At 70.7% G+C, this 25979-nt stretch carries 28 protein-coding genes; 13 read left to right on the forward strand and 15 right to left on the reverse strand.

Annotated features, from left to right (window positions below; genetic code table 11):
* Window positions 1-12: 12 nt before the first annotated feature.
* Entirely contained in the window at window positions 13-504 is a 492-nt protein-coding gene (locus ACFQ7F_RS04850) for a DUF3224 domain-containing protein (protein WP_383266132.1), read from the reverse strand.
* 97 nt (window positions 505-601) lie between these two features.
* On the opposite strand from ACFQ7F_RS04850, the gene ACFQ7F_RS04855 reads away from it, so the two are divergent.
* Window positions 602-1564: a helix-turn-helix transcriptional regulator gene (locus ACFQ7F_RS04855; protein WP_383266135.1), complete on the forward strand. Its 963-nt coding sequence runs from the start codon at window positions 602-604 to the stop codon at window positions 1562-1564.
* A gap of 97 nt (window positions 1565-1661) precedes the next feature.
* The gene (locus tag ACFQ7F_RS04860) at window positions 1662-2150 is read left to right on the forward strand and encodes a hypothetical protein (protein WP_383266137.1); all 489 of its coding nucleotides are present in this window, start codon (window positions 1662-1664) and stop codon (window positions 2148-2150) included.
* Window positions 2151-2184: 34 nt separating this feature from the next.
* Here ACFQ7F_RS04860 and ACFQ7F_RS04865 read toward each other — a convergent pair whose 3' ends face one another.
* Together ACFQ7F_RS04865 and ACFQ7F_RS04870 are read right to left on the reverse strand one after the other, a co-directional pair.
* Window positions 2185-2646 carry a hypothetical protein gene (locus ACFQ7F_RS04865; protein WP_383266139.1) on the reverse strand — a complete coding sequence of 154 codons (462 nt, stop codon included), beginning with the start codon at window positions 2644-2646 and terminating at the stop codon, window positions 2185-2187.
* A 252-nt stretch (window positions 2647-2898) separates the two neighbouring features.
* Window positions 2899-3507, reverse strand: a complete 609-nt coding sequence (locus ACFQ7F_RS04870) for a TetR/AcrR family transcriptional regulator (RefSeq protein ID WP_383266141.1) — start codon at window positions 3505-3507, stop codon at window positions 2899-2901.
* 143 nt (window positions 3508-3650) lie between these two features.
* On the opposite strand from ACFQ7F_RS04870, the gene ACFQ7F_RS04875 reads away from it, so the two are divergent.
* Entirely contained in the window at window positions 3651-4871 is a 1221-nt protein-coding gene (locus ACFQ7F_RS04875) for an FAD-dependent monooxygenase (RefSeq protein WP_383266144.1), read from the forward strand.
* 44 nt (window positions 4872-4915) lie between these two features.
* On the forward strand, window positions 4916-5821 hold the full coding sequence (locus ACFQ7F_RS04880) for a Gfo/Idh/MocA family protein (protein WP_383266146.1): 906 nt from the start codon (window positions 4916-4918) through the stop codon (window positions 5819-5821).
* Here ACFQ7F_RS04880 and lnt read toward each other — a convergent pair.
* The 3 genes from lnt to ACFQ7F_RS04895 form a co-directional block, all read right to left on the reverse strand.
* Entirely contained in the window at window positions 5745-7448 is a 1704-nt protein-coding gene (lnt, locus tag ACFQ7F_RS04885) for an apolipoprotein N-acyltransferase (RefSeq protein WP_383266148.1), read from the reverse strand. The genes ACFQ7F_RS04880 and lnt overlap by 77 nt on opposite strands.
* A gap of 111 nt (window positions 7449-7559) precedes the next feature.
* Window positions 7560-8084 (reverse strand): nuclear transport factor 2 family protein, encoded by a 525-nt coding sequence (locus ACFQ7F_RS04890; protein WP_383266151.1) that lies wholly within the window; start codon window positions 8082-8084, stop codon window positions 7560-7562.
* Window positions 8085-8478: 394 nt separating this feature from the next.
* On the reverse strand, window positions 8479-8658 hold the full coding sequence (locus tag ACFQ7F_RS04895; RefSeq protein ID WP_383266154.1) for a hypothetical protein: 180 nt from the start codon (window positions 8656-8658) through the stop codon (window positions 8479-8481).
* A 249-nt stretch (window positions 8659-8907) separates the two neighbouring features.
* On the opposite strand from ACFQ7F_RS04895, the gene ACFQ7F_RS04900 reads away from it, so the two are divergent.
* Window positions 8908-9738: a hypothetical protein gene (locus tag ACFQ7F_RS04900; protein WP_383266156.1), complete on the forward strand. Its 831-nt coding sequence runs from the start codon at window positions 8908-8910 to the stop codon at window positions 9736-9738.
* A gap of 12 nt (window positions 9739-9750) precedes the next feature.
* Here the strand turns inward: ACFQ7F_RS04900 and ACFQ7F_RS04905 are convergent, their stop codons facing one another.
* The 3 genes from ACFQ7F_RS04905 to ACFQ7F_RS04915 form a co-directional block, all read right to left on the reverse strand.
* A complete protein-coding gene (locus ACFQ7F_RS04905; protein WP_383266159.1) occupies window positions 9751-10065 on the reverse strand; it encodes a DUF6401 family natural product biosynthesis protein in 315 nt (104 codons plus the stop codon).
* 84 nt (window positions 10066-10149) lie between these two features.
* Complete coding sequence (locus tag ACFQ7F_RS04910; RefSeq protein WP_383266162.1) at window positions 10150-11025, reverse strand: undecaprenyl-diphosphate phosphatase; 876 nt, start codon at window positions 11023-11025, stop codon at window positions 10150-10152.
* 238 nt (window positions 11026-11263) lie between these two features.
* Entirely contained in the window at window positions 11264-11968 is a 705-nt protein-coding gene (locus ACFQ7F_RS04915) for a TVP38/TMEM64 family protein (protein ID WP_383266164.1), read from the reverse strand.
* A gap of 49 nt (window positions 11969-12017) precedes the next feature.
* Between ACFQ7F_RS04915 and ACFQ7F_RS04920 the strand changes: the two genes are divergently transcribed.
* The 3 genes from ACFQ7F_RS04920 to ACFQ7F_RS04930 all read left to right on the forward strand — a co-directional run bounded on the left by ACFQ7F_RS04920 (window position 12018) and on the right by ACFQ7F_RS04930 (window position 15159).
* Window positions 12018-12716: a DNA alkylation repair protein gene (locus ACFQ7F_RS04920; RefSeq protein ID WP_383266167.1), complete on the forward strand. Its 699-nt coding sequence runs from the start codon at window positions 12018-12020 to the stop codon at window positions 12714-12716.
* A gap of 340 nt (window positions 12717-13056) precedes the next feature.
* A complete protein-coding gene (gene tuf / locus ACFQ7F_RS04925) occupies window positions 13057-14235 on the forward strand; it encodes an elongation factor Tu (RefSeq protein WP_383266170.1) in 1179 nt (392 codons plus the stop codon).
* Window positions 14236-14325: 90 nt separating this feature from the next.
* Entirely contained in the window at window positions 14326-15159 is an 834-nt protein-coding gene (locus ACFQ7F_RS04930; protein WP_383266414.1) for a spermidine synthase, read from the forward strand.
* Here ACFQ7F_RS04930 and ACFQ7F_RS04935 read toward each other — a convergent pair.
* The 4 genes from ACFQ7F_RS04935 to ACFQ7F_RS04950 all read right to left on the reverse strand — a co-directional run bounded on the left by ACFQ7F_RS04935 (window position 15121) and on the right by ACFQ7F_RS04950 (window position 19773).
* Entirely contained in the window at window positions 15121-16449 is a 1329-nt protein-coding gene (locus ACFQ7F_RS04935) for an MFS transporter (protein WP_383266417.1), read from the reverse strand. The genes ACFQ7F_RS04930 and ACFQ7F_RS04935 overlap by 39 nt on opposite strands.
* Before the next feature lie 84 nt (window positions 16450-16533).
* Complete coding sequence (locus ACFQ7F_RS04940; RefSeq protein ID WP_383266172.1) at window positions 16534-17583, reverse strand: hypothetical protein; 1050 nt, start codon at window positions 17581-17583, stop codon at window positions 16534-16536.
* Window positions 17584-17682: 99 nt separating this feature from the next.
* Window positions 17683-18735: a hypothetical protein gene (locus ACFQ7F_RS04945; RefSeq protein ID WP_383266175.1), complete on the reverse strand. Its 1053-nt coding sequence runs from the start codon at window positions 18733-18735 to the stop codon at window positions 17683-17685.
* 84 nt (window positions 18736-18819) lie between these two features.
* Window positions 18820-19773 (reverse strand): hypothetical protein, encoded by a 954-nt coding sequence (locus tag ACFQ7F_RS04950; protein WP_383266177.1) that lies wholly within the window; start codon window positions 19771-19773, stop codon window positions 18820-18822.
* A gap of 95 nt (window positions 19774-19868) precedes the next feature.
* Here ACFQ7F_RS04950 and ACFQ7F_RS04955 point away from each other — a divergent pair, with 95 nt between their 5' ends.
* The 3 genes from ACFQ7F_RS04955 to ACFQ7F_RS04965 all read left to right on the forward strand — a co-directional run bounded on the left by ACFQ7F_RS04955 (window position 19869) and on the right by ACFQ7F_RS04965 (window position 22953).
* Complete coding sequence (locus ACFQ7F_RS04955; protein ID WP_383266419.1) at window positions 19869-20306, forward strand: DUF4442 domain-containing protein; 438 nt, start codon at window positions 19869-19871, stop codon at window positions 20304-20306.
* 242 nt (window positions 20307-20548) lie between these two features.
* Window positions 20549-22192, forward strand: a complete 1644-nt coding sequence (locus ACFQ7F_RS04960) for a carboxylesterase/lipase family protein (protein WP_383266180.1) — start codon at window positions 20549-20551, stop codon at window positions 22190-22192.
* Between the two features lie 83 nt (window positions 22193-22275).
* Window positions 22276-22953 (forward strand): DedA family protein, encoded by a 678-nt coding sequence (locus ACFQ7F_RS04965; protein ID WP_383266182.1) that lies wholly within the window; start codon window positions 22276-22278, stop codon window positions 22951-22953.
* 43 nt (window positions 22954-22996) lie between these two features.
* Here ACFQ7F_RS04965 and ACFQ7F_RS04970 read toward each other — a convergent pair whose 3' ends face one another.
* Complete coding sequence (locus ACFQ7F_RS04970) at window positions 22997-23527, reverse strand: gamma carbonic anhydrase family protein (RefSeq protein WP_383266185.1); 531 nt, start codon at window positions 23525-23527, stop codon at window positions 22997-22999.
* 140 nt (window positions 23528-23667) lie between these two features.
* Between ACFQ7F_RS04970 and ACFQ7F_RS04975 the strand changes: the two genes are divergently transcribed.
* Window positions 23668-24405 carry an acyltransferase gene (locus tag ACFQ7F_RS04975; RefSeq protein ID WP_383266188.1) on the forward strand — a complete coding sequence of 246 codons (738 nt, stop codon included), beginning with the start codon at window positions 23668-23670 and terminating at the stop codon, window positions 24403-24405.
* A 7-nt stretch (window positions 24406-24412) separates the two neighbouring features.
* On the opposite strand, the gene ACFQ7F_RS04980 is transcribed toward ACFQ7F_RS04975, so the two are convergent.
* Complete coding sequence (locus ACFQ7F_RS04980) at window positions 24413-25276, reverse strand: EamA family transporter (protein WP_383266190.1); 864 nt, start codon at window positions 25274-25276, stop codon at window positions 24413-24415.
* Between the two features lie 94 nt (window positions 25277-25370).
* On the opposite strand from ACFQ7F_RS04980, the gene ACFQ7F_RS04985 reads away from it, so the two are divergent.
* On the forward strand, window positions 25371-25955 hold the full coding sequence (locus tag ACFQ7F_RS04985; RefSeq protein WP_383266193.1) for a helix-turn-helix domain-containing protein: 585 nt from the start codon (window positions 25371-25373) through the stop codon (window positions 25953-25955).
* The last annotated feature ends 24 nt before the right edge of the window (window positions 25956-25979 follow it).

The raw sequence follows: 25979 nt of genomic DNA on the forward strand, positions 1-25979 counted from the left end.
CCGCGACTGACCTCAGCCGATCGTGTACGTGAAGGTGTACGGCACGGAGGAATCGCCGTGCCTCGCCGCGAACGCGCCGGTCCCGCCGAGGCCCGCAAGCTCGCCTGCTCCCGTGCCGGGCAGCACGGTGAGGGCGCAGGTGATGGTCCCGTCGGCGCCGAACGATCCGCGCTGCTCCAGGACGAACGAGCCGGTGCGGCCCTCGACGGTCCCTTCGATGAACTCGTAGCCCACGAAGGCGCCGGTGGTCTCGTCGGAGTACGCCAGCGTGTACTCGCAGGAGGTGCCGGTGGCCTCGATGACGCCGGTGAAGTCGTTCGTGACGGCGGCATGCGCGATGCGTGCGCCGCCGCCGTCGGCTCCTCCGGCGACGGGCTTCTCGTCCCAGTGGGAGAAGGTGAAGGTGCCGGTCGCGGTGAGGGCACCGGTGCCTTCACCTGTGCCGGTGTCCGTGACTGTGGTGTCCGTGACTGTGGTGTGGGTGTCTGCGGTGTGCGTGGTCATGTGATGCCTTTCTCGGGTGGTTCCGCGGTGGCTGCCGAGAAGATCCTGTCGCGGGTACCTGACACCTTCTGTCAGGTACCGGTGCAGACTTGGCCGCATGCGTGCCGACCGGCTTCTCGCCCTCCTCCTGCTGCTCCAGAACCGTGGGCGCATGACCGCGCCCGAACTCGCCGAGGAGCTCGAAGTCTCGGTGCGGACCGTCTACCGGGACGCGGAGGCCCTCGCCGCCTCCGGCGTGCCCGTGTTCGCCGAGCGCGGCCCGGCGGGCGGCTTCCGGCTCATGGACGGCTACCGCACCCGGCTGACCGGCCTGACGGACGACGAGGCCGACTCCCTGGCCCTCGCGGGCATGCCGACGGCCGCGGCCGACCTCGGCCTGGGCGCCGAACTGGTCACCGCACAGCTCAAGTTGGGCGCGGCGCTCCCGGCCGGGCTCGGTGAGCGGTCTCGGCGCATCCAGGAGCGCTTCCATCTCGACGCGGAGGGCTGGTTCCGCGAGGCCGATCCCGCACCGCTGCTGTCCGTCGTCGCCGACGCCGTGTGGCGTCGGCGCGTGCTGCGCGCGCACTACCGGCGCTGGGGCGGCGACGTGCGGCGTGAACTGCATCCCCTGGGCCTCGTGCTCAAGGCGGGCAACTGGTATCTGGTGGCGTCCGCCGACGGCACCGTACGCACCTACCGGGTCTCACGCTTCCTGGAGGTGGCGGCGACGGACGAAGCCTCCGAGCGGCCCGCCGGATTCGATCTGGCCGCCTACTGGGAGGCGGCGTCGCGCGGCTTGCAGGCGCGCGTGCTGCGGGGCACGGCGACAGTGCGGATCTCGCCGGCAGGGCTGCGGCTGCTGCCCGCGCTGTTCGGGTCGGCGGGGAAACGGGCCGTGGAGGCGGCGGGAGCGCCGGACGCGGAAGGTCGAAGGGTGGTCGACCTTGAGGTCGAGACACTGCCCGTCGCCGTGAGCGACCTGCTCAGGCTCGGGCTCGAGGCAGAGGTGCTCGGCCCGCCCGAACTCCGCGCCGAGCTGGCCAGGACTGTCACCGGCCTGGCCCAGCGCTACGCGTGAGCGCCTCGCGGCCGATCGCGCCTGACCGTGATTGTCAGTGGGGGCCGATAGCGTCGAGAGCGGTGGGCACGATGGGCGTACGAGTGTGGAGGACCCGGTGGCGGAGCAGCAGGAGCAGGCGGCGGAAGACGTCATGATGACCCGGATCGGGCAGGCGGTCATGCTGCACCACGGGGGCGACCGTGAGGAGGCGCAGGGCCGCTTCCTCGGTCTGTGGTCGGAGATCGGCGAGGAGGGCGACCCGCTCCACCGCTGCACGCTCGCGCACTACATGGCGGACACGCAGGAGGACGCGTCGGACGAACTGGCGTGGGACCTGCGGGCGTTGTCGGCGGCGGACGAGCTCACGGACGAGCGTCTGCACGAACACCACGACTCGATCGCGGTCCGCGGTTTCTACCCCTCCCTGCACCTCAACCTCGCCGCGGACTACGCGAAGCTGGGCCGCCCCGAGGCGGCACGCAACCACATCCGGCGGGCGCGTGGGGTAGTCGGGGCGCTGGGCGACGACGGGTACGGGGACGGGGTCCGGGCGGCCATCGGGCGGCTGGAGCTGCAGCTGGGGGAGGGCAGCGAGGTGGAGTGAGCCGGGGCGGGCCCGGCGGCCGTGCGGCTCTGCGTCATCGCCCGTAGGTGCCCTCGCAGATGGTGGCCTCGGGGCTGCCCGGCTTCCAACTGCCGTACTCCTCACCCATGGCGCAGACGTCAAGGACCGTGGGCGCCGCGGAGGGAATCTCGGGCACGGCGGGGACCTTGGGGCGGTCGCCGTGGCGGTGCGGGGGAGCGTCGGGGCGCTCGGGCTGCTCGGGGCGCGGGGAGCGGGGCGGAGCCGCGGGCGCCTTCGCCGCACTGCCCGTGGTGCTTGGCGCCGGACCGCGGGGCGGCTCGATGAGTTCGAGCGCCTCCCGCGCCGGGGCCTCCACGACCCGTGGGTGCGCGCTGCCGTCCGGGCGGGGCGCCGGGGGCCGGGCGTGCGCGGCGGTCGGTCCCTGCACGGGCTGCCGATCGACGCTCACACAACCGGAAACGGCGGTGACCGCCACGGATACCAGGAGCGTCGCGGTGGTCGTGGTTCTGTGCATTCGCGCAACTCTGGTGTGTCACCTCGCCCTTCGGGAAGGGAATGAGCCCAGGATGCCCCGCATGGGTGAAGGGGCGCGTCCGCCGGGGGTGACCGGTGATCACGCCGAGTGTCTTCGGCCTGCCCCGGCCCGGTCGGCAGCCCCGTCCTGCCGTCCACGCACCTCCGGCCTTCGGGTCAGTCGCTCGTCGAACCGTCCACCAGCTCGCGGACGATGTCCCGAAGGTTGCGAGTACCCCAGGTCCCCGGTGTCTCAGGCCTGATCTCCCAGCATCCCCCGCAGCAACTCACGGAAGCCGGCCCGCAGCTCCTCCTCGCTCGGCACGGTGGCGTGGTACGAACCGGCGACGCACGAGAACAGCAGCCCGTCGCTCCATGCCACCAGGGCCAGGGTGTGCCGGTCGGGATCCGTCGATCCCGCGGCCCGCAGCATGGCCGTCAAGGGCTCCCTGAACTGTGCCCCCGCCGCGTCGTAGTAGGCGCGGAGCTCCGGCCTGCGGGTCGCCTCCAGGGCCAGCTCGTAGCGGGAGACGAGCAGTTGGCGGGAGCCTTCGGTGAGGTAGCGGTGCAGTGCGAGGGCGAGCGAGGCGACGAGGGCCTCGCGGCCACCCCCGGCACCCGCGGGGTCCGGCAGTTCGCCCGGATCGAGCACCACCGCCTCGCGCTCGGCCTGTCTGCGCACCGCTGCCTCCAGGAGCGCCAGCCGGGTGCGGGCGTAGTTCGACGTCGAGCCCTGCGGGAGCCCCGCGGCATCGTCCACGGCCCGGTGCGTGAGACCCCGCATGCCGCGCTCGGCGAGCAGGGCGAGTGCCGTGTCGGCGATCAGTTCGGTGCGGGGCGGCCCCGCGCTGCGTACGGACATGGAGTCCACCCTACCGCCGATCACTACAGGTGTAGTACGGTCGAGGCATCGCGCACTACAGGTGTAGTGGCGGGTTCGCGGAAGGGCCCGTAGGCGGATCTCGACGTATCTCGGCGGATATCGGCGTACCTCCAGGAGGAGTCATGGCACCACAGCCCCAGCAGGGCCACAGGCCCCACGCAGTCGTCATCGGCGGCGGTATCGGCGGCCTCACCTCCGCCATCGCCCTGCATCAGTCGGGCTGGCGGGTCACCGTCCTGGAGCGGGCCGCCACTCTGGAGCCAGTCGGCTCCGGCATCGGACTCGCCCCCAACTCCCAGCGCGCCCTCGACGTCCTAGGCCTCGGCGACCGGGTCCGCGAGCTGGCCGCCTGGGAGGGCGGAGGCGGGATGCGTGCGCAGGGCGGGCGCTGGCTCGTGCGGACGAGCGCCACGGCGACGTCGGAGGAGTTCGGCGGCGCCCTCGTCCTCGTGCACCGCGCGACCCTCGTCGACCTGCTCGTCTCCGCCCTGCCCGCCGACGCCCTGCGCACCGGAGTGCACGCCGAGCTCGCCGACCCTGGAGCGGAGAGCCGCAGGGCCGTCGTCCGCACCGACGACGGGGACATCGAGGCGGACCTCGTCATCGGCGCCGACGGCATCAACTCGGCCGTGCGCTCGGCCCTCTTCCCGGCCCACCCGCAGCCGACGTACACCGGATTCACGGCCTGGCGCCTCATCGTCCCCGCACCCGACCGCGCCTTCGAACCCCACGAGACCTGGGGACGCGGCGGCGTCTGGGGCACTCATCCGCTCAAGGACGGCAGGATCTACGCGTACGCCACCGCCACCGTCCCCGAAGGCGGCCACAGCCCCGACGGCGAGAAGGCCGAGCTGGCGCGCCGCTTCGCCGACTGGCACGACCCGATCCCCGCGATCATCGCCTCCGCACGTCCCGAGGACATCCTGCGCAACGACGTGCGCCACATGAGCACGCCGCTCACCCACTACCACCGGGGCCGCGTGGCCCTCATCGGCGACGCCGCGCACGCCATGGCGCCCACCCTCGCCCAGGGCGGCAACCAGGCCATCGAGGACGGCGTCGTCCTTGCCCACCACGTGGCCCCGGCGGGCGACCTGGCCGCGGGGCTCGCCGGCTACAGCGCGGTGCGGGTGCCGCGCACCACGGCGATCGTCCGGCAGGCGGCGCGCGCCGCCCGCATGAACCACCTGACGAGCGCCCCGCTCATCGCCGTACGCAACGAACTCATCGCCGCGGCGGCGCGCCTCGGCCCGAACCTGATCCTGCGGAGCTTCGCCTCGATCGCCGACTGGCGACCGCCGCAGCAGCCGTATGCTGCGGGAACGGAACTCGCACAGCGGTAGAACACCGCTGTGGGGTCAGTGGCAGAGGAGACAAGGGGACAGTGGTGAAGGTCGGCTGTATCGGACTTGGTGACATCGCGCAGAAGGCGTATCTGCCTGTGCTCACCACCCTGCCGGGGGTCGAGCTGCACCTGCAGACGCGTACGCCCGCGACCCTGGCCCGCGTCGCGGGCGTCCACCACATCCCCGATGAGCGCTGCCACACCGACCTGGACGCGCTCCTCGCCCAGGGCATCGACGCAGCCTTCGTGCACGCGTCGACCGCCGCCCACCCGGAGATCGTGACGCGGCTGCTCGAAGCGGGCGTGGCCACCTACGTCGACAAGCCCCTCGCGTACGAACTCGGCGACTCGGAGCGGCTCGTGCGCCTCGCCGATGAGCGCGCGACGAGCCTCGCCGTCGGCTTCAACCGCCGCTTCGCACCCGGCTACGCGCAGTGCGCCGAGCACCCGCGCGAACTGATCCTGCTGCAGAAGAACCGCGTCGGCCTGCCGGAGGACGTGCGCACGCTCGTCCTCGACGACTTCATCCACGTCGTGGACACGCTGCGCTTCCTGGCGCCGGGACCGATCGACCACGTCGGCGTGCGCGCCCGCATCCAGGACGGCCTTGTGGAGCACATCGTGCTGCAGCTCGCCGGGGACGGGTTCACCGCGATCGGCATGATGAACCGGATGAGCGGCTCCACCGAGGAGATCCTCGAGGTCTCGGGTCAGGACACCAAGCGGCAGGTGCTCAACCTCGCCGAGGTCGTCGACCACAAGGGCCAGCCCAGCGTGCGGCGGCGCGGCGACTGGGTGCCGGTGGCCCGGCAGCGCGGCATCGAGCAGGTGGTGCTCGCCTTCCTCGACGCCGTGCGCGCGGGCAAGGTGCTCAGTGCCCGGGATGCGCTCGCGACCCATGAGCTGTGCGAGCGCGTGGTCCGTGCGGCTCAGGAGCAGGCCGCCTGAACCGACCCTTCGCAGGTCCTCGCAGGGAACGCACGCCCAGCGTCGCGCACAGCACCGCGAGCACGGCGAGAGCCGCGTGCACGGGCCAGTCGCCGAGCCTGACGTAGGGCGTGACGCCCTTGGCCAGCGGAATGTCGTACGTCGACGTCGAGCTCGCCGATGTGCCGAGCGGCGCTCCGACCCGCTCGCCGTCCGCGCCGTACACCGCCGAGACGCCGGTGAGCGTGGCGTGCACCATGGGGCGGCCCGTCTCGGCGGCCCGCAGTGCCGCGAGCGAGGCGTGCTGCTCGGGCGCCCAACTGGACTGGAACGTCGAGGTGGACGACTGCGCGAGCAGCAACTGGGCGCCCTCGCGCGTCAGATGACGGCTCATGTCGGGGAACGCCGATTCGAAGCACACCAGCGGACCGACCTTCAGGCCGTCCCCGACGTCCATCAACACCGGACGCTCGCCGCGCCTGCGGTCCTCGCCCGCCGCCTTGCCCACGGACGTCGCCCAGCCCAGGAGCGAGCGGGCGGGGACGTACTCGCCGAAGGGGACGAGCCGCATCTTGTCGTAACGATCGCCCGTCGGGCCCTGGGGACCCACGAGGACGGAACTCTTGAATATCCCCGACTCGTCGGAGCGGCGCGCGTCCACGTTCACCAGGATGTCGGCGCCGACCTCCCTGGACAGCGCGGCTATTCGGCGTGCGACGTCGGGGCGCTCCGCGAGGTCGTACCCGACGCTGCTCTCGCCCCAGACGACGAGGTCCAGGTCCCGCCCGGCCAGGCCGCGGGTCAGCGCCTCCTCACGCGCGAACCGCTTGTCGGCGCCGCCCACCCCGTCGATGACACCTGGCTGGACGACGGCCACGCGCATCCGGCCCGCGGGCTCGGGGCGCGGCGCCCAGGCCCAGGCGGAGGTGGTCACGGCGGCCACGGCCACGAGTCCGGCGGTGGCGGGGATGGTCAGGGCGACGGCCGTACGGGACGTCCCTGGTGTCCTGGCCGTTCCTGACGTCCAGGGCCGACGTGCGGCAACGGCGACCACGAGCACCGTGATGCCCGTGTTCAGGATGACGATGAGGGCGCTGACCAGCCACACTCCGCCGACCGACGCGAGGCGCAGGGCGGGCCCGACCTGCCACTGACTGGAGCCGAGCAGCCCCCAGGGCCCGCCAAGACCCTCCCAGGATCTGACCAGTTCGACCATCAGCCAGCCGGACGGCAGCACGACAAGGGCCGCCGCGGTCCGCCCCGGCGATGCCACCCCGCCCAGGAGTCGCCGCACCAGCCAGCCCCACGGCGCCCACAGCAGTCCGAGCAGCGCGGCGATCAGGACGGTGAACACATGCAGGCTCGGCAGCAGCCAGTGATGCACCGCCACCATGAACCCGAGGCCACCGAGCCAGCCGTCGAGCGCCGCCCTGCGTCCGGTCCCCGCCGAGCGTGCGAGCAGCATCCAGGGCACGAGCGCCACATAGGCGAACCACCACAGCGACGGGGCGGGGAAGGCGAGGGCGGGCAGGGCGCCGACGAGGACGGCCAGGGCGCCGCGCCATCGGGCCGAAGCGAGCAGTCCCGTCGGCGAGGCGGCCGAAAGGCGTGGGCGCCGCCGGTCCCGGTCGTCGCTGAGTTGATCCATGCAGCGCCTCCCTCGGCCCCGACGCCCGGTCGTTCGTCCAGTGTGCGCGCCCCGGACGATCTAGGACAGTGCCCCTGCCGTGCTGATTCCCAGCCGGCCCTCAGGCGGCTCTCAGCCGGGCGTGTGGTGGGGGGAGCGCTGCTGGAGTTGGCGCCACTTCTCCTGCACGGTCACCTGGCGCAGCCGCCAGCCCTGGTGGGTGCGCAGCGCCGTGAAGGCGTAGCGGCCGCCGCATATGAAGTCCGGGGCCGCGGGTTCCGTGCCGCCTTCGCCGTCCCCCCTTTTCTCCTCGCCTTCGCCCCCGCGTGACGTGAAGCGCATCGGGTTCACGTAGTCGGCCTGTACCTGCGCGATGTCGCCGATGTCCTGGTCGAGCGTCCCGAATCGCAGCCTCCTGTTGACGATCAGATGCTGGCGCATCGGGAAGAGTTCCATGGTCCCGGCCAGCCATCCGGCCACCTCGGCGGCGCTCGCGTCGATGCCGCCCGCCGAGCTGTAGTCGGCGCGTCCGTCCGGGGTGAAGAGGTGCTGGTAGGCGTCCCAGTCGCCGTCGTCGACGGTCACTGCGTACTCGGTGATGAGGGAGTCGATGGCCAACCGGTCCATCACGGCGGCGAGTTCCACGCGCTGCGTCATCGGGTCAGTGTTGGGCACGCGGGGTACCGAGCCAAGAGGCGTGCAGGAACGTGCGGGAACGAGTGCGGGGGAACGAGTGTGGGGGAGCGGCGCGTATGTAGCGCTCGGTTCGGGTCGCAACCCGGTCGTACCCGGTTCGCTCCCGGGCCACGTACGAGTGAACTGCCCTACGATGCCGTCCAGTTGATGGTCCGCAGGGGCAGAGACCCCGAGACGGGAGGCCCGGTGAAGAACGAGCAGCGCATCGAGGCGTACAAACGGCAGGGCAATCGCCAGGAACTGACGGGGCGCCAGAAGCGCCGCATCGCGAAGAAGGAGCGTCAGGGCAAGGGCTGACGCGGTAGTCGTCGACGGCCTGGTGGGCGGCCCGGCGCACAGAACGCCGGACCGCCAACTAGGCCGCCTTCACGACCTCTTCGCGTACGGCGGCGGCCCACTCCGTCACCAACCGTTCGTATTCACTGCGCTGTTCGGCTGAGAGACGGCCGCCGGTGCGCATCCACAAGCCGCGGATCCGCTCGTTCAATTCCGCGGCAGACCGTGCGGAACCACGGGGCTGAGGGCTTAAGGGCATGTGGTCAAGCCTAGGGGATGGCTACGACAATCGGAACTGTCCGCTACTGGGCAGATCCCCCAAGTGAGCAGTCGCACAGCAGCCGGCTGCCTCCCGCGCCCGTCACCCGTACGGCGCATCACCGCGGAGTCCCCGGTCGTGACTCCTGGTATCCAGGGAGAAGGGACGCGCCGGAAGCCGTGCGTCGTGGGGGATTCATCGCCCTGACGCTGTAGTGGCGCCCGGGGCCCATCGAGTGGAGGACCACTCATGTCCCAGTACATAAGTCTCTCCGTGGACTTCACCCAGGGCCTGAACGACGCCTGGTCGAAGATCGCGACGTTCGTGCCGAAACTCATCGGCTTCCTGGTCGTCCTGGCCATCGGCTGGTTCGTGTCGAAGATGATCGCCAAGGTCCTCGACCGGGTCCTGCGCAAGGTCGGCTCCGAGAAACTCGCCGAGCGGGCGGGCGCGGACCGAATGCTGGCGAACTCCAAGTACGACACGACGGGGATCGTCTGCAAGGTCGTGTACTTCGCCCTGCTCCTGATCACCCTGCAGATCGGCTTCGGTGTCTTCGGCAGCAACCCGGTCTCCGACATGCTCAACGGGATCGTGTCCTGGATCCCGCGCGGTGTCGTCGCCATCATCCTGATGGTCGTCGCCATGGCGGTGGCCAACATCGTGCGCGACATCGTCACCAGCGCGCTGTCCTCGATGTCGTACGGGAAGACCATCGGCACGATCGTCTGGGCCTGCATCGTCGCGCTCGGTGTGATCGCGGCCCTCGGTCAGGCGGGCATCGCCACGACGGTCACCCAGCCCGTCCTGTACGCGGCCCTCGCGGCCGGTGCGGGCATCCTGATCGTCGGTGTGGGCGGTGGCCTCATCGGCCCGATGCGGGAGCGCTGGGAGCGCTGGCTGAACACGGCGGAGCAGGAGACGGCCAAGGCCCGTGGCAGTGTCGGCGCCTACCAGGCGGGCCGTGAGGACGCGATGTCCAACCAGCCCGTGCAGGAGCGCACGCGCGGCGGGATGGGTCGCTCGGGCAGCCACATGCGCGACGACGACACGGGCAACGACATGCGCGACGGCATGTGACCGGTCCGGGTCTCAGGACCCGGCGGACTCCGGCACCAGGTCGTGCCGCCTCACAAGCCAGGAGATGGCGGTGAGGCGGCACACCGCGTAGTCATGGCCCACCGGCTCGCGCCACCCGTTCTCGGAAAGACCGTCGAGGAACCCCAGGGCGTAGTCGGAGAGGAGCTCCGGGTCCGGCGCCGGAGGCACGAGCCCGGCCCCGCACATCTCAAGACGCTCCCGCACTTCGGCGACATGCTGGTCCACGGCAGCCGTGAAACCGGGCTCGAAGGCGAACTCGGCGAAGCGAGGCGCGTACGAGGCGCTGATGCGGGCGAGGGGCGACATCCCTTCACCCTAGGCGCGTAAAACCCACTGAACAGGGCCTTTTGGCATGCCTTTGGTCACAGCGGACCCGGCGGTGGCAGGGCCTCAGCCCGCCGACTCTCCGGCGTGCGGGCTGAGCGCGCCCGCGCCGACCAGGATGAACAGAACGATGCCGAGCAGGATCCGGTAGTACACGAACGGCATGAAGCTCTTGGTCGTGATGAACTTCATGAACCACGCGATGACCGCGTATCCGACGATGAAGGCGATGATCGTCGCGAAGATCGTCGGGCCCCAGGACACATGCCCGCCCTCGCCCGCGTCCTTGAGTTCGAAGGCGCCGGAGGCGAGGACGGCCGGGATGGCGAGCAGGAACGAGTAGCGGGCCGCTGCCTCGCGGGTGTAGCCCATGAGCAGGCCACCGCTGATGGTGGCGCCGGAGCGGGAGACGCCGGGGATCAGGGCCATCGCCTGGCAGATGCCGAAGATCAGGCCGTCGCGGACGCCCAGTTCCTTCAGGCTCTTGCGCTCCTTGATGGCGCGGTGCTTGCCGCCCGTCTCGTCGCGGGCCGCGAGGCGGTCGGCGATGCCGAGGACGATGCCCATGACGATCAGCGTCGTGGCGATGAGCCGCAGATCGCGGAACGGGCCCTCGATCTGGTCCTTGAACGTGACGCCGAGCACGCCGATCGGGATCGACCCGACGATGACGAGCCAGCCCATCTGCGCGTCGTGGTCCGAGCGCGGGACCTTGCCGAAGAGCGAGCCGAACCACGCGGAGATGATCCTCGCGATGTCCTTGCGGAAGTAGATCAGCACGGCGGCCTCGGTGCCGATCTGGGTGATCGCGGTGAACGCGGCCCCTGGATCGTGCCAGCCCGCGAACGCCGCGGTCAGGCGCAGATGCGCGCTGGAGGAGATCGGGAGGAACTCGGTCAGTCCCTGGACGAGCCCGAGAATGAAGGATTCAAGCCAAGACATGGAAACTGCGCCGTCCAAGTACGGATCATGGGCTGCGGGTGCGGTCATGTGATGGGGATGCGGAAAGTGAGCGCGAGGGGTGATCACTCCCCTGCCGTGGGGCAGCGTAGCGTCACTTGGTTACGAGACCGTCGCAGGGCTGCTGTCCGCGAGCGGCGGCCCTCCTTGTGCCGGTCTCTGTGCCGGTCTCTTTCAGGAGAAGCCGATCTTTCTCAGGAGAAGCAGAAGCCGGGAGCGCTCAGCGGTCACGCAGATGGTGGCGCTTGCACCACGCCACCACCGCCCCTGCCAGACCCGTCACCGCGATGAAGCCCATCGCGACGAGGAAAGCGGGGGACGTCGGCGTCGACGCGCGTGCGCCCGCGATGACGTACGCGGCGGTGTTCGGGATCGATCCCAGGCCGGTGGCGAGCAGGAACGGCAGCCATCCCATGCGGGAGACCGCCGCGCAGTAGTTGGCGGCCGCGAACGGCACCCCGGGAAACAGCCGCGCCGCCAGCATCGACCGGAAGCCGTGCCTGCTCAGCTGCCCGTCGGCCGCCTTCAGCCAGCGCCCACGGAGCAGCGGGCGCAGCGCGTCCTGCCCCAGCATCCGGCCGAGCCCGAAGGCGATCCCGGCGCCGAGTACCGTGCCCGCGAGCGCCGCGACGATCCCCGCCTGCGATCCGAACAGGGCGCCCGCCGCCAGATTGAGCAGCGGACGCGGTACGAACGCCGCGGTGCACAGGCCGTACGCGGCGGCGAACACCATCACGGCCGCGGCGCCGCCGAGCTGGCGAAGTCCCCCGTCGGAGAGCAGCCGCTGCGGTTCGAAGAGCAGCACGCACGTTCCGGCGGCCGCGAGCAGCATGACCAGCAGAGACAGCCGCGACCAGGGCGACAACAGGGCCCTGGAGCAGCGCGCGGCGATGCCCTGCGGGCGGGCGGCGGCGGTGTCGAGCATCCGGGGAGACTAACCGACACATGTGTGTGATCGCCGTATGGTGCGTCTCATGAACGTCACAGTCCCGCGCAGCGACTTGGCGGACATCGTCATGGAACGGCTCACCACGACGTACCCGACGGCGGCCGATCCGGCGCGGGCCGCGGGGGCGCGGGCATACATGAAGAACGTCGCTCCCTTCCTCGGCGTGCCTACACCGCAACGCCGCGAACTGTCCCGCACGGTTCTTGCCGGGCTCCCGCGCCCCGACGAGACGGACTGCACGGCGATCGCGCTGCGCTGCTGGGAGCTCCCGGAGCGTGAGTACGCGTACTTCGCCGTCGACTATCTGCGCCGTCACGTGAAGCGCTGCTCGTCCGGCTTCCTGCCGGTCGTCCGCCACCTCGTGACGACGGTGTCCTGGTGGGACACGGTCGACGCGATCGCGGCGCACGTCGCCGGCGGCCTGGTCGCCGCCGACCCGAAGCTCAAGACCGAGATGGACGCCTGGATCGAGGACGAGGACCTCTGGGTGGCCCGCACCGCCCTCCTCCACCAGCTCCGGTACAAGGACGCCACCGACACCGAACGCCTCTTCGCCTACTGCCTGCGCCAGTCGGGACACCCCGACTTCTTCATCCGCAAGGCCATCGGCTGGTGTCTGCGGGAGTACGCCAAGACCGATCCGGACGCGGTACGCGACTTCGTCGAGCGGGAGCGCGGGCGGCTCGCGCCGCTCTCGGTGCGCGAGGCCCTGAAGAACCTCTGAGAGCAGCGGACTTCACACCGAACCGGACTTCACATCGAACCGGACTTCACGGACCACTCGGCAAAAACCATTCGACGTACCCCCGCCCGTCGGCGATGATCTGCCACATGTTCCGGTACGCCTTTCACGCAGCTCCGCCCGCAGTCGCGGGCGCTGCGAAGGCTGCCTTCTTCCTCTGCGCCGCACTTCCCGTCGACGGCGCCCGACGCTGACCCTCCCCGGACACTCCGGCGGACCCCATAGGGGGAGGGTCGGTTCGGCCCCGGGGTCCCCGTCCAGAGCGCGCACGCGATGACGTGCGCCCAGGACTTCAGCTTCGAGTTCCGGAGAAGGAACCGCCATGTCCAAGACGGCATACATTCGTACGAAGCCGCACCTCAACATCGGCACGATGGGCCATGTCGACCACGGCAAGACCACCCTGACCGCCGCCATCACCAAGGTCCTCAGCGAGCGCGGCACCGGCGGCAGTACCCAGTACGTTTCCTTCGACCGTATCGACCGCGCCCCCGAGGAGGCGCAGCGCGGCATCACCATCAACATCTCGCACGTCGAGTACGAGACGGACACCCGGCACTACGCGCACGTGGACATGCCGGGCCACGCCGACTACATCAAGAACATGGTCACCGGCGCCGCGCAGCTGGACGGGGCGATCCTCGTCGTCTCCGCGCTCGACGGGATCATGCCGCAGACCGCCGAGCACGTCCTGCTCGCCCGCCAGGTCGGGGTCGACCACATCGTGGTGGCGCTGAACAAGGCCGACGCGGGTGACGAGGAGCTCACCGACCTCGTCGAGCTGGAGGTCCGTGAGCTGCTCTCCGCGCACGGGTACGGGGGCGACTCTGTCCCGGTCGTACGGGTCTCGGGTCTCAAGGCGCTGGAGGGCGACCCGCGCTGGGCCGCCGCCATCGAGGCGCTGCTCGACGCGGTGGACACCTATGTGCCCATGCCCGAGCGGTACGTCGACGCGCCCTTTCTCCTGTCGGTGGAGAACGTGCTCACCATCACCGGGCGCGGGACCGTCGTCACCGGAGCCGTCGAGCGCGGCACGGTACGGATCGGCGACCGGGTGGAGGTGCTCGGCGCGGACACGGAGACCGTCGTCACCGGCCTGGAGACCTTCGGCAAGCCCATGGAGTCCGCGCAGGCCGGCGACAACGTGGCGCTGCTCCTGCGCGGAGTGCCACGCGACGCCGTGCGCCGCGGGCATGTCGTCGCGGAGCCGGGGAGCGTAAGGCCGAGTCGCCGCTTCACCGCCCAGGTGTACGTCCTCTCGACCAAGGAGGGCGGACGGTCGACGCCGATCGCGACCGGCTACCGGCCGCAGTTCTACCTCCGCACCGCGGACGTGGTCGGCGACGTCGACCTCGGCGACGCCGCGGTGGCCCGGCCGGGCGACACCGTCACCATGACGGTCGAGCTCGGCCGTGACATGCCGTTGGAGACGGGCCTCGGCTTCGCGATCCGCGAGGGCGGCCGCACCGTCGGCGCGGGCACGGTGACCGAGGTCGGCTGACGCCCGATGCCCGCCTCCCTCGGGGGATCCACCCCCGCGGGAGGCGGGCACAATGGAGCGGTGACCGACGACGAACGCGCGGACGAGACCATGGCCGTCATCAAGGACGTGGACCATGGCACCGCCAAGCTGATGCCGGACGTGGACCGGCCTCGCGCCTGGCTGCTCACGGTCGACGGGGCACCCCAGTCGTACGTCGATCTGGACGCGCCCACGCATCTGGAGTTCGAGTACGCGCAGCGGCTCGCCCACGTCCTGGACACCGTCGACGGCGGCGACCGTCCACTGGACGTGACCCACCTCGGTGGCGGCGCGCTCACCCTGCCCCGCTATGTCGCCGCGACCCGGCCGGGTTCGCGTCAGGACGTGGTGGAGGCGGACCGGGGGCTGCTCGAACTGGTCGCCGAGCGCCTGCCGTTGCCGACGGGCTCCGGGATCACCGTGCACGGCGCGGACGCCCGGCAGTGGCTGGAAGCCGCGGCGCCCGAAAGCACCGACGTGCTCGTGGCCGACGTGTTCGGCGGCTCACGGGTGCCCGCACATCTGACGTCCCTTGCCTACGCGCACGCCGCTGACCGGGTCCTGCGCGCGGGCGGCATCTACGCGGCGAACCTCGCCGACGGGGCGCCGTTCGGGTTTCTCCGCTCCCAGCTGGCCACCTTCGCCGAGGTGTTCGGGCAGGTCGCGCTGATCGCCGAACCGACCGTGCTGCGCGGGCGCCGCTTCGGCAACGCGGTACTCGTCGCCTCGCGCGAAGAGATCGAGGTCGAGGCGCTGGCCCGGCGGGCGGCAGCCGACGTCTTTCCGGCGCGTGTCGAGTACGGGGCGGCGCTGCGCCTGTTCATAGGTGACGCGAAGCCGGTGCGGGACGAGGACGCGGTCGCGTCACCCGAGCCGCCCGACGGGGCCTTCAGCATCGGCTGACGGCTTGACCGGCTCGACCGGGGGAGTGGTGGGAGAAGAGGTCGCCTTGGCGACCTCCGTCGACGCCGTGCGACGCGTCAGATTGCGCACGTCAGGGACGAACAGCACGAGCGCCGTCACCACGACCACGAGCACCGCACAGCCCCACAGCGAGGCCGAACGCCCGAAAGCGAGTTCCGCCGGGCCCGCGAGCGCCGTGGCGAGCGGGACCATCGCTACCGAGCCGAACCAGTCGTACGCGGCGACCCGCGACAGCTTCTCCTCCGGGATCTCCTGATGCATCGCCGTCATCCAGGAGACGCCGAACACCTCGATCGCGACGCCGCTGACGAACATCACCGCCGCCAGACCCCACACCGGCAAGGGCACCGCGAGCGCCGCCGACGGCATGGCCAGGGGGAAGACGCAGAGGGTGCCCGCGAGCAGCAGGCGCCGCGGCTTCCACCGCATCATCAGGAACGCGCCGCCGACCGTGCCCGCGCCGAACGCGCCGAGTGCCAGGCCCCAGGGCCCGGCGCCGCCGAGCTCGTCCCGGGCGACCAGCGGCCCGAACACGGCTTCGGCCGCGCCGACCACCGCCACCACCACGGAGAACTGCGCGACGATCGCCCACAGCCACGGGCGTCCGACGAATTCCTGCCAGCCCTCCCGCAGATCGGAGAGCAGCCCGCCGCCGGGCTTGCGCGCCGGTATGTGACTCACGTCCAGAAACGAGCGCAGGGCCGCGGCCACCGCGAACGCTGCCGCGTCCACGGCGAGCACCCAGCCGGGACCGATCGCGGCGACCATCAGACCGCCGAGCGCCGCGCCGCCGAGCCCGGCGCCCTGCATCGCCATGCGGTACAGCGCGAAGGCGCGGCTCGCCTGCTCACCGCTGACGGTCGACATCAGCATGCCTTCGGCGGCCGGGCCGAAGAACGCCTGGCCGGTGCCGCCAAGTGCGGTGAGCAGCATCATCGACCACAGCGGAGGCGTGCCGGAGATGACGAGCGCCGCGAAGACCGCCTGCGAGAGGCAGTTGAGCGCGTTGGCCGCGACCATCACGTGGTGGCGCGGCAGCCGGTCCGCGACGGCGCCGCCGATGAGCAGGAACAGCACGAGCGGCAGCGTGCGCGCCGCCGCCACCAGCCCCACGTCCCCGCCGTCACCGCCGGAGTCGAGCACAGCGAACGCCGCCGCGATCAGGGCGCCGTGGCTGCCCAGGTTGGTCACGATCGCGGCGGCGGTCAGCAGGCTGTAGTTGCGCCCGGCCCAGGAGGGGCGGCGCACGGCGGCGGGAGTGGTCACCAGGGGACTATCGCCGCCGGAACACCGACTTGCCAAACCGTTTCTCTACGGGCCTAGAGGCCTACGGGGCGGGCCCCGTCAGAGGCCTCAGGACTCGTCGGCGTCGCCGTTCAGCCGTACCGTCTTGAGGATCTTCTGCACCGTCGCGTCCGGGATCTCGTCCTTGACGCCCTTGGCGCCGTACATCGACCACGCGACGTACTCACCCTCGGAGTTCTTGAAGGCGAACGTCGTGGCCTTGCCGTTCGAGTCGCACTTGTCTTCCTTGACGATGCCGGACGTGGTGGAGGTCACGACGCTGCCCTTGATGCCCGACGCGGTGGTGAACGACTCCGCCTTGCCGATCTTGATCTTCTTCTTGTCGGCCTTCTTCTGGCCCGTGTAACCGGCGAAGACCCACCACGCGGAGTCGTTGCGCGCGACGTCCTTGGTGTTCTTGGCGCCGTTCTGACCCTTGGTGCCGACGGCGCCGAGGGCGGCGTCGCTGGTCGTGCCGTCCTTGTCGTCGTCGGACGAGCACCACTTCGACTTGTAGTACGCGGGTGCGGACATGCCGATGAGCACGCTGCCGTCACCCTTCTCGTTGTCCTCGAAGCCGATGAAGGTGTCGCCGGTCTGCACCTCCCAGTCGGCGGGGACGTCGAAGGCGGTGCCCCACTTGGGGTTCACGACGACCTGCCAGCCCTTGATCGTCGGCTTCGGGCCGCCCCCCGTACCGCGCTCGGTGCCGCCGCCGTCGTCGTCGGTGGGGCTCGGCTTCGGCTTCGGCGATGCGGACTTGGCGGGAGAGTTCGAAGGATCCCCGTTCGCCTCGTCGTCCTTGTCACCACCGAGGACGAGGAAGCCGGTGACACCCGCGGCCACCAGGACGGCGACCGCCGCGACGATCGCGGTGACCTTCGTCTTGTTTCCGCCACCGCCCTGACCGCCGCCGCCCGGCTGGGGCGGCATGGGCGGTGGCGTGGGCGCCGCCCACTGCGGCTGCTCGGGCTGCGAGAAGGAGCCCGAGTGAGGCTGCTGCTGGTATCCCGGCTGCTGATACGGGTTCGGCTGCTGGTACCCCGGCTGCTGATACGGATTGGGATTCTGGTCCTGCGGGTTCTGCTCGCCCCCGGGCGGCTGCTGTCCTGGCCACATGGGCAGTAACCATAGAGGGGCTTGTGGCCTGATGTCATCGCTGCCCCCACCGGGGCGTCGGCACATCGGGTCACAAGCCCCACCGGCGCACGAAACGATTCAGGACTCCGTCGGATCCCCGTGCAGACGCACCGTATTGAGGATCTTCATGACCGTCGCGTCCGGGATCTCGTCCTTGACGCCCTTGGCGCCGTACATCGACCACGCGACGTACTCACCCTCGGAGTTCTTGAAGCCGAAGGTGATCGCCTTGCCGTCCGAGGCGCACTTGCCGTTCTGCGGCGTGTTCGTCGAATGGGCACGCGCGATGCTGCCCTTGACGCCGGTCTTCGTGGTGAACGACTCCGCCTTCTTGGTGACGGTGAGGCTCTTCTTGTCCGGCTGCGTGTACCCGCCGAAGACCCACCACGGCACCTGGTTGACCGCGACCTCGTCGGTGCTCTTCGCGCCGTTCGCACCCTTGGTGCCGACGGCGCCGAGGGCGGTGTCGTCCTGCGTGCCGTCCTTGTCGTCGTCGGACGAGCACCACTTCGACTTGTAGTACGCGGGAGCGGACATGGTGATGAGCGGCTTCGCCTCGGCACCCTTGCTCGCGTCCTCGAAGCCGATGAGGGTGTCGTCGGTCTGCACCTCCCAGTCGGCGGGGACGTCGAAGGCGGTGCCCCACTTGGGGTTCACGACGACCTGCCAGCCCTTGACCACCGGCTTCGGGCCCTTGTTCGTGCCGCGCGCGTCCTCGCCGCCACCGGTCGCCGGGTCCGGCTTCTTGGAGGCGGGCTCGGCGGGGGACTCGGACGGCTTGGCATCCGCCTCGTCGTCCTTGTCGCCGCCGAGCACCAGAAAGCCGGTGACACCGGCGGCGACCACGACTGCCGTCGCCGCGATGACGGCGACGAGCTTGGTCCTGCTGCCGTTGCCACCGCCCCCGCTACCGCCGGGTTGCTGCGGCACGCCCATCGGCGCGGTCGGCGCGCTCCACTGCCCCTGCGGCTGACCCGGCTGCCCCGGCCCTTGCTGCTGATAGGGATTGGGCTGCTGGTATCCCGGCTGCTGATACGGGTTCGGCTGCTGGTACCCCGGCTGCTGGTACGGATGGGGATTCTGGTCCTGCGGGTTCTGCTCGCCCCCGGGCGGCTGCTGTCCTGGCCACATGGCGGGAAACGATACGGGGGCTTGGGGCGGGGACGGTGCGCCAACCGCGGGTGCGGGTGGCAGAGGTGGTGACGATGCGGTCGGTCAGGACGCGGACCCGTTGCCGTATTCGCGCACCGTGCTGAGCATCTTCCTCACCGTCGCGTCCGGAACTTCATCGCTCACACCCTTGGCCCCGAAGAACGACCACGAGACCAACTTCCCCTTGGAGTCCTTGAATCCGAAGGTGGTCGCCTTGCCGTCCGTCCGGCACTTGTCCGCCTTCTCGACGCCGGAGACCGAGGATGTGGCGAGGCTGCCCGTGATGCCGGACTTGGTGGTGTACGGCTTCACCGCGCTGGTCCTGATGTTCTTCCGGTCGGGCTGGGAGTACTGGCCGTACACCCACATCGCCGAGTCTTTCTTGGCGATCTGTTCGGTGCTCTTCGCGCCGCGGTTGCCCTTGCTGCCGGCCTCGGCGAGCGGCGTGTAGTCCTTGACGCCGTCCCGGTCGGGATCGCTCGCGCACCACTTCTCCTGGAGAGCGGCAGGCGCCACCATCGCGATCAGGATGCTGTCCTCGTCGTCGGCCTCCCCGACGGCGTCCACCCAGTCGCGCGACTTGAGGTGCCACTCCGGGGGCGCGTCGAAGGCGATTCCGCGCTCGACGTTCACGACCGTGCTCCAGCCCGCGATCGTCGGCTTCGGCCCGCCGCCGACACCTCGATCGCCGGCGCCCTCGGATCCGGAAGGGCTCGGAGACTTCGTGGACGTGGATGCGGAAGGCCGGGTCGGGCCCGGCTTCGCGTCGTCGTCCTTGTCGCCGCCCAGGACCAGGAAGCCGGTGACTCCCGCGGCCACCACGACCGCGGCCGCGGCGACGATGGCGATGACCTTGGTCTTGTTGCCGTTACCCCCGCCGTTGCCCTGCGGGGCCGGGGGCATGCCGCCGGGAACGGTGGGCGCGTTCCATGCCGCCGGTTGGTGATACCCCGGCTGCTGGTACGGATTCGGCTGCTGGTTCTGCCCGCCCCCGGGCTGCTGCTCTCCTGGCCACATGGGCAGCAACCATAGGCGACCGCGATCTACGTCGAGCAGGCTCCTGGCCAAAGAACGCTACCCGTGGGTAACATCGCGCCATGAGCGCTGACCAGATGTCGATAGGCGAGATGCTCGCCGCCACCGTGCCGATGGCCCGGACCCTGAACCTCGAGTTCCGCGAGACCACGCCGGAGAAGGCCGTGGTCGCCCTGCCCGATCAGGGTGACTTCCACAACCACGTCGGCGGGCCGCACGCCGGAGCCATGTTCACGCTGGGGGAGTCGGCCAGCGGGGCGATCGTGCTCGCCGCGTTCGGGGACCAGCTCTCGCGGGCCGTGCCCCTCGCCGTCCGCGCCGACATCGCGTACAAGAAGCTCGCCATGGGGCCGGTGACCGCCACCGCGACCCTCGGCCGTCCGGCCGCCGATGTCGTCGCCGAGCTGGACGCGGGGCAGCGTCCCGAGTTCCCGGTGTCGATCGCGATCCAGCGCGAGGACGGCGCTGTGACCGGCGAGATGACCGTCGTCTGGACGCTGCGCCCCAATAACTGAGTCGCGTACGGGCATTCGCTTCCGTACGTTCATTGAACACGGCGGCGTCACGTCGGCCGGGCCACGGGGGTCCCGACCGGCGAGGCGCCGTTTTCTCTGACTGCTTCCGGTTTTCTCCTGACTTCCTTGTGACTTCTTCTCCCCTGTTTCCCCGGTCTTCTGTTCAACTCATTGACACGAGTCAACGACGGCCATAGTTTTCCCGCCGCCAGTGGGTCGACGTCAGCCAGGGGAGTCGCCGCATGAGCCGCAGGAGAAGAACGGGACGAAACGCGTCCGCCTTCGTCGTCATGGCCGCCGCCGCGGCCCTGATCGCACCGCATGTCGCACAGGCCGCACCGCAGGACGCCTCCCGGGCGGGCGGCGGCACGCTCGTCCGTACGGAAGCGGGCTGGCTGCGTGGTCAATCCACCGCCGAGGGGCGGCAGTTCCTCGGCATCCCGTACGCACGGCAGCCCGTCGGCGACCTCCGCTGGAAGGAGCCCCGGCCCGCCAAGTCCTGGGAGGGCGTGCGCAATGCGGACTCTTTCGGCAACCGCTGCGTACAGGGCGCCAGTTGGGACCCGGGCTACGAGAACCCCAGCCACACGGAGGACTGCCTCGACCTCAACGTCTACGCGCCCAAGGGGCAGTACAAGCAGCGCCCTGTCCTGGTCTGGCTGCACGGCGGCGGCCTGACCGCGGGCGCGGGGGAGGACGTCGTGCCGGACACCTTCGCCCGGCGCACCGGCACCGTGGTGGTGACCGTCAACTACCGCCTGGGCGCCATGGGTTTCCTCGCCGGGGAGAGCCTCGACGGTGAGGCGTCCGACCGCGTCTCGGGCAACTACGGCATGCAGGACCAGCAGGCCGCCCTGCGCTGGGTGCGCGCCAACATCGGCTCGTTCGGCGGCGACCGGCAGCGCGTCACCATCGCGGGCGAGTCCGCGGGCGGCCGTTCCGTCTGCACCCAGCTCGCCTCGCCCACCGCCAAGGGCCTCTACCGCGCGGCCATCGTGGAGAGCGGCGCCTACGGGGACTGCGCGGCCCGCGAGCGCAAGGACGCGGTCACGCAGGGCGCGGCCTTCGCGAAGAAGGCGGGCTGCGCCGACCCGGCGACCGCCCTCGCCTGTCTGCGCAAGAAGCCCGCCGAGGAGATCCTCGCGGCGCAGGCCGGGTTCGACTGGGGTCCGGTGGCGGGCGGCGCTTTCCTGCCGGTCCAGCCGGAGGAGGCGTACAAGAACGGGAGCGCCTCACGCGTGCCTGTCCTGAACGGCGCGAACAGCGATGAGGGGCGGCTCTTCGCCTACGGACAGTTCGACGGGCAGGGCAAGCCGCTCACCGAGGAGCAGTACCCGGGCGCGCTCACCCAGACGTACGGCGCGGAGCTGGGTGCCGAGGTGCTCAAGCGCTACCCGGTGTCCGAGCACACCTCGCCGACGCACGCGTATGCGGCCACCCTCGGTGACCAGATGTTCGCCTGCTCGGCGCTGCGCATGGACAAGACACTCGCGGGCCGTGGCCCCGTCTACGCCTATGAGTTCGCCGACCGCACATCCCCGCCCTTCGCCTCCATCCGCGAGGCGGGCAAGACGTTCGACTTCGGTGCGACGCACGTCAACGAAGTGCAGTACCTCTTCAAGCACTTCGGGCTCGCGACGCCGCTCAACGCGGAACAGCGGGACCTGGCGGGGCAGATGGTCCAGTACTGGGGTTCCTTCATCCACGGCGGTGCGCCGCGCGCCGACGGCCAGCCCACCGTGCCCGACTGGCGGGCCCGGCCCGGCCAGGTGCTCTCGCTGCGCACCGCGTCCGTGGGCGGGAACGAGCTGAGCACCGCCGTGGCCCGTGAGCACCGCTGCGACCTCTGGGACCGAGAGGGCTCCGCCCCGGCCGACGCCGGGTGAGCGGGTAGGCTGCCCGGCGTGCGCGATCTAGGGGGGAACGCGCACGCCGGGTACAGAACCCCCCAGCACAGGAGGAACCGGCGTTGCACGTCCAGGAATGGCTGGAGACCGTACCGGCCGTCAGTATCTACGCGCTGGTGGGCGTGGTCATCGGTCTGGAGAGCCTGGGCATTCCGCTGCCCGGTGAGATCGTCCTCGTCTCCGCGGCGCTGCTCTCCTCGCAGCACGGCGAGCTCAACCCCGTCGTCCTCGGGATCTGCGCCACGGCGGGCGCGATCATCGGTGACTCCATCGGATACGCGATCGGACGCAAGGGCGGCCGGCCACTCCTGGCCTGGCTGGAACGGAAATTCCCCAAGCACTTCAGCGCGGCGAACGTCGGCAGCGCCGAGCAGTCGTTCCAGAAGTGGGGCATGTGGGCGGTCTTCTTCGGCCGCTTCGTCGCCCTGCTGCGGATCTTCGCGGGACCGCTCGCGGGCGTCCTTCGCATGCCGTACTGGAAGTTCCTCATCGCCAACGTGCTTGGCGGCATCATCTGGGCGGGCGGCACCACCGCCGTCATCTACTACATCGGCGTCGTCGCCGAGGACTGGCTCAAGCGGTTCTCGTACTTCGGCCTGGCCATCGCCGTCCTTATCGGCGTCGGCTCGATGCTGCTCGTCAAGCGCCGCGCCAAGAAGTCAGCGGCGGCGCGTGAGGCCGAGCGCGGCGGGGAGACGACGACGGCGGCCGATTCGGTCCCCGTTCCGGCCGCCGACTGACCGCGTTCGTCTCACTCGTCTCACTCGCCTCGCCTCGCTCGTCTTACTTGGCGTGGGCGTCCCGGTGGGCCTTGGCCAGCTCGACGTACATCGTGCCGTTGAGGGTGATGCCCGCGCGCTCCTCGTCGGTGAGCGGCCTGCGCACCTTGGCCGGTACGCCCGCGACGAGTGAGCCGGGCGGCACGACCATCCCCTGCGGCACGAGCGCCTGCGCCGCGACCAGCGAACCGGCGCCGATCACCGCGCCGTTGAGCACCGTCGCGCCCATGCCGATCAGGCAGTCGTCCTCGACGGTGCAGCCGTGCAGGACGGCGTTGTGGCCGACCGAGACGCGCTCGCCGATCATCATCGGGAAGCCCAGGTCGACGTGGAGACTGCAGTTGTCCTGGATGTTGCTGTCGGCGCCGACGACGATCGGGCCGCCGTCGGCGCGGAGCACCGCCCCGTACCAGGCGCTCGCACCGGCGTGCAGCGTCACCTCGCCGATGACGACCGAGGTGGGCGCGGTGAAGGCGTCCTGATCGATCTTCGGGTTCTTGCCGCCGATCCCGGTGATGAGTGCCTCGTGGCTCATCGGAACTCTCCATTCGTACGTGTCTCGCGCCTGGCGCCTGGCGGAACCGTACGGGACGGGGGCCCGGCCGCCGCCCTGTGGGGTGAAGATCACAGGGGTCCGGGCTCACCTGGGCGGGTGCGGCTGAGTAACGTGAGCGCGTGCCGAAGAACAGGAACACGTTCTCATCCGCGGTCGCCGACTGGCGGCGCCGCGCGACCCAGCGCGCCGTCCATGCGGGCTGGGCGTGGGTGAGGCGGACGGGGGCCGTGACCGCGCAGCGGCCCGGGCGGCTGCGGTTCGGCGCGCTCGGCGACGGCACGAAGCTCGCCTTCCCGCAGGGGACCGTCTTCGGTGAACCGTGGATCCGCATCGGCGACCACTGCATCATCGGCGAGCAGGTCACTCTCACCGCCGGGATGATGCCCGACCTGGACCTCGGCCCCGACCCGATCCTGCGCATCGGCAACGGCGTCGTGCTCGGCCGCGGCAGCCATGTCATCGCCGACACGACGGTGACGATCGGCGACGACTGCTACTTCGGGCCCACCGTCTATGTGACGTCCACGAACCACTCGTACGACGATCCGCATGTGCCGATCGGCAAGCAGTGGCCGCGTATGGAGCCCGTCGAGATCGGCCCCGGCTGCTGGATCGGAACGAACGCCGTGATCCTGCCCGGCGCGAGGATCGGGCGCAATGTCGTGGTGGCCGCGGGGGCGGTGGTGCGGGGCTCCGTGCCCGACCATGCCGTGGTGGCCGGGGCGCCCGCCCGTGTCGTGCGCACGTGGGACGCGGATGCGGGGTGGCAGCCGCCGTTGCGGACGCCTGCGCCGGTTCCTATTCCTGACGGAGTTACGCCGGAGCAGTTGCTCGCCCTGGGGGAGCTGGAGGCGTAGTCGCTGTTCAGCTGGCCAGCAGTACCGTGCCCACCAGTGCCAGGCCCGCTCCCGCCGCCTGTACGCCCCGCAGCCGTTCCTTCAGTACCGCCCGTGCTGCCAGCGCTGTGATCACCGGGTAGGTCGAGGAGAGTACGGCGGCCAGGGTGACCGGGCCGTTCTGGGCGGCCAGTGAGTACGTTCCGTTGGCCGCGACGTCGGCGAGGCCGACGAAGGCGAGCGCCGGGAGCGCCGCCCAGATCAGCCCCATGCCCGTGCCTTCCGGGAGTGCGACTCCGCCGCGCCTCACCGAGACGAACAGTGCGGTCCCGCCCGCGGCCACGTTCGTCACGCGCTGTACGAACAGGGCGAGGAACAGGCCGGTGAGGGTGCTCGACGCCTCGGCGATGAGGGCGAGGACCGCGCCGAAGCCGAAGGCGGCGAGCAGGGTGAGCAGGACGGCCTGCCGCTGCACGGGGGCGCCGCGCAGCTCGGGGCCGCCCGCGAGCACGATGCCCACGATGGCGACGGCGAGCCCGGCGAACTGCGGGACCCCGGGCCGCTCGCCCAGGAAGAGGCCCACCGCCACCGGTACGACGACGCCCACGGAGGCGAGCGGTGAGACGACGCTCATCGGGCCGATGGCCAGGGCCTTGTAGAAGGCGAGCATCGCCACCGGGCCGAGGAGCCCCGCGGCCACCGCGAACCACAGCTGCGGGCCCCACTCCGTCCAGCCGCCCGTGGCGACCACGATCACGCCGAGGACGATCACGGCGATGGTCTGGGAGGCGACGACCACGGTGAGCGCGGGGATCCGCCGGGTCAGCAGCCCGCCGCCGAAGTCGGCCAGGCCGTACAGCAGGCTGGTGGCCAAGGCGAACAGTGCGGTCATCGGGGATCCTCGCAGTACAGTGTGGTGAACCATTAGGTGCACCACACCGTAGTTCAGCATCGTGAACTCTGTCATCCATAATATTGGACGGAATGTGTCGGACCTCGACCAGCTCACTCAGTCGCTCGCGCGCAACCTCAAGCGCTGGCGCTCGGAACGGGGCTTCACGCTCGACGCGCTCGCGGCCCGCGCGGGTGTCAGCCGCGGCATGATCATCCAGATCGAGCAGGCCAGGACCAACCCCAGCGTGGGCATCACGGTGAAGCTCGCCGACGCCCTGGGCGTCAGCATCACCACCCTCCTCGACTACGAACAGGGCTCCCACGTCCGTCTCGTGCCGCCGGAGCAGGCGGTGCGGATGTGGTCCACGGAGGCGGGCAGCAGCACGACCCTGCTGGTCGGGACAGAGGCACGCGGGCCCTTCGAGCTGTGGGCGTGGAAGCTGATGCCCGGTGAGGGCAGTGACTCCGACGCGCATCCGCCGGGGACCATGGAGCTGCTGCACGTCTCGGCGGGCGAGCTGACGCTCCTGGTGGACGGCGTGGAGCACCTCGTGCCCGCCGGGTCGGCCGCGTCGTTCGAGGCGAACGTTCCGCACGGCTATCACAACAAAGGTGCCGAGCCGGTCGAGATGACCATGTCGGTGTCCGTGCCGCCCGCGCACGCCTCCTCGTACTGAGTCCCGGCGTACTGAGTCCCGCCG

Origin of the sequence: Streptomyces sp. NPDC056486, assembly GCF_042795295.1 — a bacterium.
GTDB lineage: Bacteria > Actinomycetota > Actinomycetes > Streptomycetales > Streptomycetaceae > Streptomyces.